A 5,936-nucleotide genomic window follows, 5' to 3' on the forward strand; every position below is an offset into this window, starting at 1 on the left:
AATAATAGTGCGTTACGTCGCGTATTTGTCTGAATCTGGATACCCTGCGGGAAGTCAAAAGTCAAAATTTTGGTGGGGAGTTGGTGATTTTATTTGTCTGAATTTAATTCTCATATTTTTAATTGAAAATGGATTATTAAGTAGGTTAACATAATCAGACCAATCTGATGATTATATCATTGCCCAGATCCCGTAATTCCTAAAGAAGTCCGGGATCTGGAGGATTAAGCTACAACTTCCGCTGGTTTTACTTCCGGTAATAAGCGTTTCACACCTTGCTTGACAAAGGCTTCCAAAATAGCCATTTTTTGGTTTTGTTGGAATACTGTTGGTAAAACTTGACGTAATTTCTCCAAATTTAAGGCATCTCCCGATTCTAAAGCAATTTCTTGCTCTTGGAAATATTCTATTAAACTTAATCCTGCTACTCTGGTTAGGTAAGCAGCGCTAACTCCCTCTACCATTCCCCCAGCGACAAATGTAGCAACATTAGTTTTCAGAATACCCGTGACAGCTTTAGTTGAAAGTTCCACTAAACCTAATTTCAACATCAAACTTCCCATGGTTCTGGCTATTTGTTGTCCTTGTTTCCAGGAAATTTTCTGCTGATAAATATTACCCAAGTCTATCACCATTTGAGCATTAATGGCCGCAGTGGCGAGAAGATCCAACCCAGGGACAGGGTTAGCAAAGGCCGCTGCCGCTGCAATCCATTGATGTTGTTCTATGATGGGTACGGAGCGATCGCGTCTCAGAGCATTTAAACAATTTTTAGCTTGACTATTCAATAATAATACTTGACGATGTGTGGTATTACAAACTAGTTGCTCCCCTTGTTGTCCAATCAGCCCTAACTGTTGTGTTAACTGCTGGATATCTGGGGTTGGTTGTTCTATCCATTCCTGGAAAGAACCATCTTCTTGATGTTTTCTCACTTTCACAGCTACCGGACAGGCCGCAGTCCCAACTACATTTACACCCACGCGCTGTTTTAATGATTGTAGAACTGTAGCGCGTGAGGAAGGTTGATATTGATCTTGTTTGTTGAAAACCAGCAATGTGGGCTGTTTTGCGGTTTTTAATTGTTCCCAAACCTGAAATTCTGAATCTGTCAGATCACCGTTGGTCAGAAATAAAACAACATCAGATTTCTGGATTTCTGATAAAGTGACGACATCAGAATTTTCACTAAGTGCTGAAAATAAAGCCGCTGTTTCCGTAAAATGTAAAGACATTTCCGGGCAAATTGAAGTATTTTTCAGAACTCTGATAATCGTACTTTTACCTACAAAATTGCCGCCAGTAACCGCCACTGTAATTTCCTTTCTTGCCAATTCTAAAGGCAATTTAGCGAGATTTTCGCGGAGAATTGCTAAAGAAGCATGATCAGCTGATTCTTGAGCAATTTGATTAATTATTACATTTGTTTTGGCGATCGCTTTGACTACAGCCCTGGGATCTACAAGTATATCCCAAGGCTGTTCACCTAATGGGGGCTGATTTTTCCGCAATAACCATAAACCCCCACCAACAGCCAAAGCAGTCAAAATTCCCAACTCTCCTACTTGAACTATTGAATCATGCCAACTGTCTAACATCCATAGGGAGAACGATAGTCCTAGTCCTCCCACTAATATTGGTCGCTGTAACTTCACAATTTGTGATTCTCCACGCCAGGAAAAGGCTTTTATTTCACTTTAGTTCAAAACCTGCTCCTTGGATTGCCGTTAGTGAACAAACGTCTTTTTGTCCCAGAAACTAGCAACAGGTTAAAAACATTCTTTCTGCTGCTTATAAACAGTACATCAATTTTTTTTGATGAATTTCTACATCTCATGGTATGGTGAATATTGAATTGCATTTTTTCTTTCTCACACAGAGGTACATAGGTAGTCCAGGTGCAAAGAGAAATTAAGAGTATGATCTATTTAATTTTTTATAACTTTTTAGTTTAATGAAATCATTTTTTTGGGAAATTTATCAATTTAGGCGAGAAGTTTTAGTAGAAGCAATTGGGACTTTTATTTTAGTATTTACTGGTACGGGTGCTGTAATGGTTAATAATATTAGTCAAGGAGCTATTACACATCTGGGAATTAGTTTTGTTTTTGGTGCTGTAGTAGCTGCATTAATTTACAGTCTAGGACATCTCAGTGGCGCACATTTTAACCCGGCGGTAACATTAGCATTTTGTACTAGTGGTTTTTTCCCTAAAAGGCGCGTATTACCCTATATTTTAGCTCAATTATTAGGATCTATTTTGGCTTCTAGTTTACTATTAATTAGTTTAGGAAATGTGGCTAATTTAGGTGCAACTTTACCTTTAAATGGTAATTGGCGGCAATCTTTTATATTAGAAATAGTTCTCACTTTCATTTTAATGTTTGTGATTTTGGGGTCTGGATTAGATCGTCGCGCTCACATTGGTTTTGCTGGTTTAGCTATTGGTTTAACAGTAGCATTGTCCGCGGCTTTTATGGGTCCTATTACTGGTGCAAGTATGAATCCTGCCCGGTCTTTTGGACCTGCTTTAGTAGGCGGAATTTGGCAACATCATTGGGTTTATTGGGTAGCACCAATTTTAGGTTCACAGTTTGCAGTCCAAGTTTATGGCATAATTTCTCATAGTTTTCGAGATTTCAAAGAATAAAGGAGTAACAATGACAAATTTCGATCATCCACCCAGAATATTATTTTTATATGGTTCTTTGCGCGAACGTTCTTACAGTCGTCTATTAGCAGAAGAAGCTGCCAGAATTATTCAAGAGTTTGGTGCAGAAGTTCGGTTTTTTGATCCTCGTGAATTACCAATTTATGGTAGTGTTAGCGATACTCATCCTAAAGTTCAAGAATTGCGAGAATTGAGTACCTGGTCTGAAGGTCAAGTTTGGTCTTCTCCAGAAATGCACGGTAATATTACCGGGATTTTGAAAAACCAAATTGATTGGATTCCTTTGAGTATTGGTGCTGTTAGACCAACTCAAGGTAGGACTTTAGCAGTAATGCAAGTAAGTGGTGGTTCTCAATCTTTCAACGCAGTCAATACAATGCGAATTTTAGGGCGTTGGATGCGAATGTTTACCATTCCTAATCAATCTTCCGTAGCAAAGGCTTATCAAGAATTTCATGAAGATGGCACAATGAAAGATTCTGCTTATCGTGACCGAGTAATTGATGTCATGGAGGAATTATATAAGTTTACTTTGCTATTACGTGATCAAGTTGATTATCTCACAGATCGCCACAGTGAACGTAAAGAAAAAGCCGCTAAGGTTTTACAAGTTTCATAAAAGTTTTCTTTTGTCAACCTATTTACAACTACAAAGATTATGAAAAAAGTCATGTTTGTTTGCAAAAAAAATTCCCGTCGTTCCCAAATGGCAGAAGGTTTTGCGAAAACTTTAGGAGAAGGTAAAATTGCTGTTGTTAGTTCTGGTTTAGCATCAAGTCATGTTGATCCTATGACTGTGGAAGTTATGGCGGAAATTGGTATTGATATTAGTAATCAAAGTTCTAAATGTTTAAGTGATTTTCATCCTGAAGATTTTGATGCTGTAATTTCTCTTTGTGGTTGTGGAGTTAATTTACCAGAAGCATGGGTATCAAGACAAGTTTTTGCAGATTGGCAACTTGATGATCCTGAAGGTCACGGTATTGACACTTTTATCCGTGTCCGGGATGAAGTTAAGGAAAGGGTGATTCAATTAATAAAAGATCTAACCATTTAATAAATTTGGTCATGGGCAATTTGGTGACAGTTTTGCCCCTTGCCTAAATATTAATTTACAATAAATACGCATTTTATCATCACAATAAGATCCCCAAAGTCTCCAACAGGTCGGATATATAAAACTAAATTTATACAGGTAAATTAAGTGGAATATCTAATTAAGGAAAACACTGTCAAACGCCTTCCTTGAATGGGATTATAATTAAATACGTTTAATCTACTATTGATTTATTTGAATTTAATGAAAGTTGCTGATTTAATTATCTGGTTTGAAACATGGGCAAATCCTTCTTGGTGCGAAAGTTGGGATAATTGCGGTTGGCAAGTTGAACCCGGTATTTTAGACCAAGAAGCACGGGTTTTAGTCTGTCTAACTCCAACTTTAGCAGTTATCCAAGAAGCGATCGCTCTCCATGCTAATCTTATTTTCGCCCATCATCCCCTGATTTTTCATCCGGCCAAATCTTTCCGCTCTGGGGAAGCTTTAACGGAAATCATGCGGTTAGCTTTTACCCACAATATTGGTATTTACACCGCGCATACTAATTTTGACCAAGTAGCAGATGGAACTGCGGATGTTTTAGCGCAAATTCTCCAACTTCAACAAGTATCACCCATTATCCCTACTCAATCGGGTTTAGGTTATGGGCGTGTAGGAATGCTAGAATCTACGTTAACATTACAAGATTTACTTCATCATATTCAAATCCAACTAAATTCCCCTCATTTGATTTTTTCACCCACAGCGGATTTAAAACAGAAAATTTCTCATATAGCGGTTTTAGGCGGTTCTGGGGCGGGCTTGATTTCAGAAGTGGTCAAAACTAATGCCCAAGTTTACTTAACTTCTGATTGTAAATTTCATCAATTCCAAGAAAGCCGTGATCTGGGTATAATTTTAATTGATGCTGGCCATTATGCCACGGAACGTCCCGCCTGCGATCGCCTAGTCCAGAAATTTCAAGCCCTTAACTTAGATTGGGTGCAATTGAGCGAGCAAGATGAAGATTTCCGGCAGTTTTTAGCCTAAATTAAACAACTGTAAATTATACATACCAGATAGCAAATAATGTGAAAATTCTGCCAAGAAATAGGAAATAATGTTATCATGGGTAAAAATAATGTTTTTGTCGGGTTTGAAACCGTAACTTAAATTCAAGGGAAAATATCTGTGTTGACAGTTTGCACAACCATTCCACTAATGCGGTAAACTGAAAATTAAGACCCAAACTTTCATCTAGCACTAATGACTAAAAATAAGTGGTAAAATTGAGTCACTAAACTTACTGGTTTCCTGGTTTCTGACCGCGAACTTCACCTGTTAAAGGTTGATATTCCCGGCATCAAACCCAAATCTGACAGGTTTAACTACGTTGTATAAAAAGGCAGAAGCACTACATGCTACACCGCAAGATTTATCAACTGTGTTGCGACGGGCGGGAGGTATGTGTTTTTTTGCGGGATCAACAGCGCTGGATAGAGCGGGCCCGCATTATTGATATCGAGGGTGATTTAGTGACTTTACGCTATGAAACAGACGAGGAAGATGAAGTTTGTTCTTGGGAGGAAATGGTTCGTCTCGAAAGCATCGGCTCTGTCACTCAAAAATTATCTTCAGTACAACGCGGTAATATAGAACCGCTGACAACTGATGACTGTCCAGAAGCCGAGCGCATTCATAACCCTTATACTGACCTAAATCCAGATTAAACGCTTCTAAATTAAATTCACGTCAAGCGTTCAAAAGCAGGACAGTATCCGTCAAGGGTAACTTTGAAATTATATAAGGGGGCGGCGGAATTCCAACACCGTTGTCCCCTTTGGTGTATGCAATTACCGCAGCAGTCAACATCACCAGCATGAGGACGAAGGCTATTTGAATTTAATAATTCCCGTGGGGATAACCCCCGTAATACCAAATCTTCACCTTGCCAACGGGCTGCTATTAAACCCGTATCAGCAAATTGTCGCCAGCGAGGATCGGTTGTTAAGGTATCTGGAAGGGTAATAGTAATCACAGTTCCCAGTTCCGTCAATTCCCCCCCATAATTAGTTTCTGGAGCATCTGGTTGTAAAAATGTCTCTCCAATCGGTAATTCTACCAAAGTTCCCGCGGCGGGTGAATGGACATGATAGCGGTTTTGTAATTCTTCTAAACAAGTTAAGTCCGCTAGGTAACTAGGAGAACCATGCACAAAAATAACGT

Annotated in this window: 6 protein-coding genes and 1 pseudogene; 5 read left to right on the plus strand and 2 right to left on the minus strand. The window is 38.8% G+C overall.

Features of this window, described 5'->3' with window-relative positions; genetic code table 11:
* Nucleotides 1-224 precede the first annotated feature (224 nt).
* Nucleotides 225-1,655 (minus strand): slr1306 family protein, encoded by a 1,431-nt coding sequence (locus tag ACIR310F_RS0115595; protein WP_028084631.1) that lies wholly within the window; start codon nucleotides 1,653-1,655, stop codon nucleotides 225-227.
* A gap of 299 nt (nucleotides 1,656-1,954) precedes the next feature.
* Between ACIR310F_RS0115595 and ACIR310F_RS0115600 the strand changes: the two genes are divergently transcribed.
* The 5 genes from ACIR310F_RS0115600 (at nucleotide 1,955) to ACIR310F_RS0115620 (ending at nucleotide 5,440) form a co-directional block, all read left to right on the plus strand.
* Nucleotides 1,955-2,650 (plus strand): MIP/aquaporin family protein, encoded by a 696-nt coding sequence (locus tag ACIR310F_RS0115600; protein ID WP_028084632.1) that lies wholly within the window; start codon nucleotides 1,955-1,957, stop codon nucleotides 2,648-2,650.
* 10 nt (nucleotides 2,651-2,660) lie between these two features.
* Nucleotides 2,661-3,290, plus strand: a complete 630-nt coding sequence (arsH, locus tag ACIR310F_RS0115605; protein WP_028084633.1) for an arsenical resistance protein ArsH — start codon at nucleotides 2,661-2,663, stop codon at nucleotides 3,288-3,290.
* A 39-nt stretch (nucleotides 3,291-3,329) separates the two neighbouring features.
* Entirely contained in the window at nucleotides 3,330-3,728 is a 399-nt protein-coding gene (gene arsC / locus ACIR310F_RS0115610) for an arsenate reductase, glutathione/glutaredoxin type (protein ID WP_028084634.1), read from the plus strand.
* A 243-nt stretch (nucleotides 3,729-3,971) separates the two neighbouring features.
* On the plus strand, nucleotides 3,972-4,760 hold the full coding sequence (locus ACIR310F_RS0115615; protein ID WP_028084635.1) for a Nif3-like dinuclear metal center hexameric protein: 789 nt from the start codon (nucleotides 3,972-3,974) through the stop codon (nucleotides 4,758-4,760).
* A gap of 368 nt (nucleotides 4,761-5,128) precedes the next feature.
* Nucleotides 5,129-5,440, plus strand: a complete 312-nt coding sequence (locus ACIR310F_RS0115620) for a DUF6679 family protein (protein WP_028084636.1) — start codon at nucleotides 5,129-5,131, stop codon at nucleotides 5,438-5,440.
* Between the two features lie 17 nt (nucleotides 5,441-5,457).
* Here the strand turns inward: ACIR310F_RS0115620 and ACIR310F_RS26990 are convergent.
* Nucleotides 5,458-5,936, minus strand: a pseudogene (locus tag ACIR310F_RS26990) (MBL fold metallo-hydrolase); the annotation flags it as partial.

The organism is Dolichospermum circinale AWQC310F, from assembly GCF_000426925.1.
Taxonomy (GTDB): domain Bacteria; phylum Cyanobacteriota; class Cyanobacteriia; order Cyanobacteriales; family Nostocaceae; genus Dolichospermum; species Dolichospermum circinale.

Coding starts and splice junctions, on each gene's coding strand:
- ACIR310F_RS0115600 (WP_028084632.1), top strand. CDS start 1,955: ATGAAATCATTTTTTTGGGAAATTTATCAATTTAGGCGAGAAGTTTTA.
- arsH (WP_028084633.1), top strand. CDS start 2,661: ATGACAAATTTCGATCATCCACCCAGAATATTATTTTTATATGGTTCT.
- arsC (WP_028084634.1), top strand. CDS start 3,330: ATGAAAAAAGTCATGTTTGTTTGCAAAAAAAATTCCCGTCGTTCCCAA.
- ACIR310F_RS0115615 (WP_028084635.1), top strand. CDS start 3,972: ATGAAAGTTGCTGATTTAATTATCTGGTTTGAAACATGGGCAAATCCT.
- ACIR310F_RS0115620 (WP_028084636.1), top strand. CDS start 5,129: ATGCTACACCGCAAGATTTATCAACTGTGTTGCGACGGGCGGGAGGTA.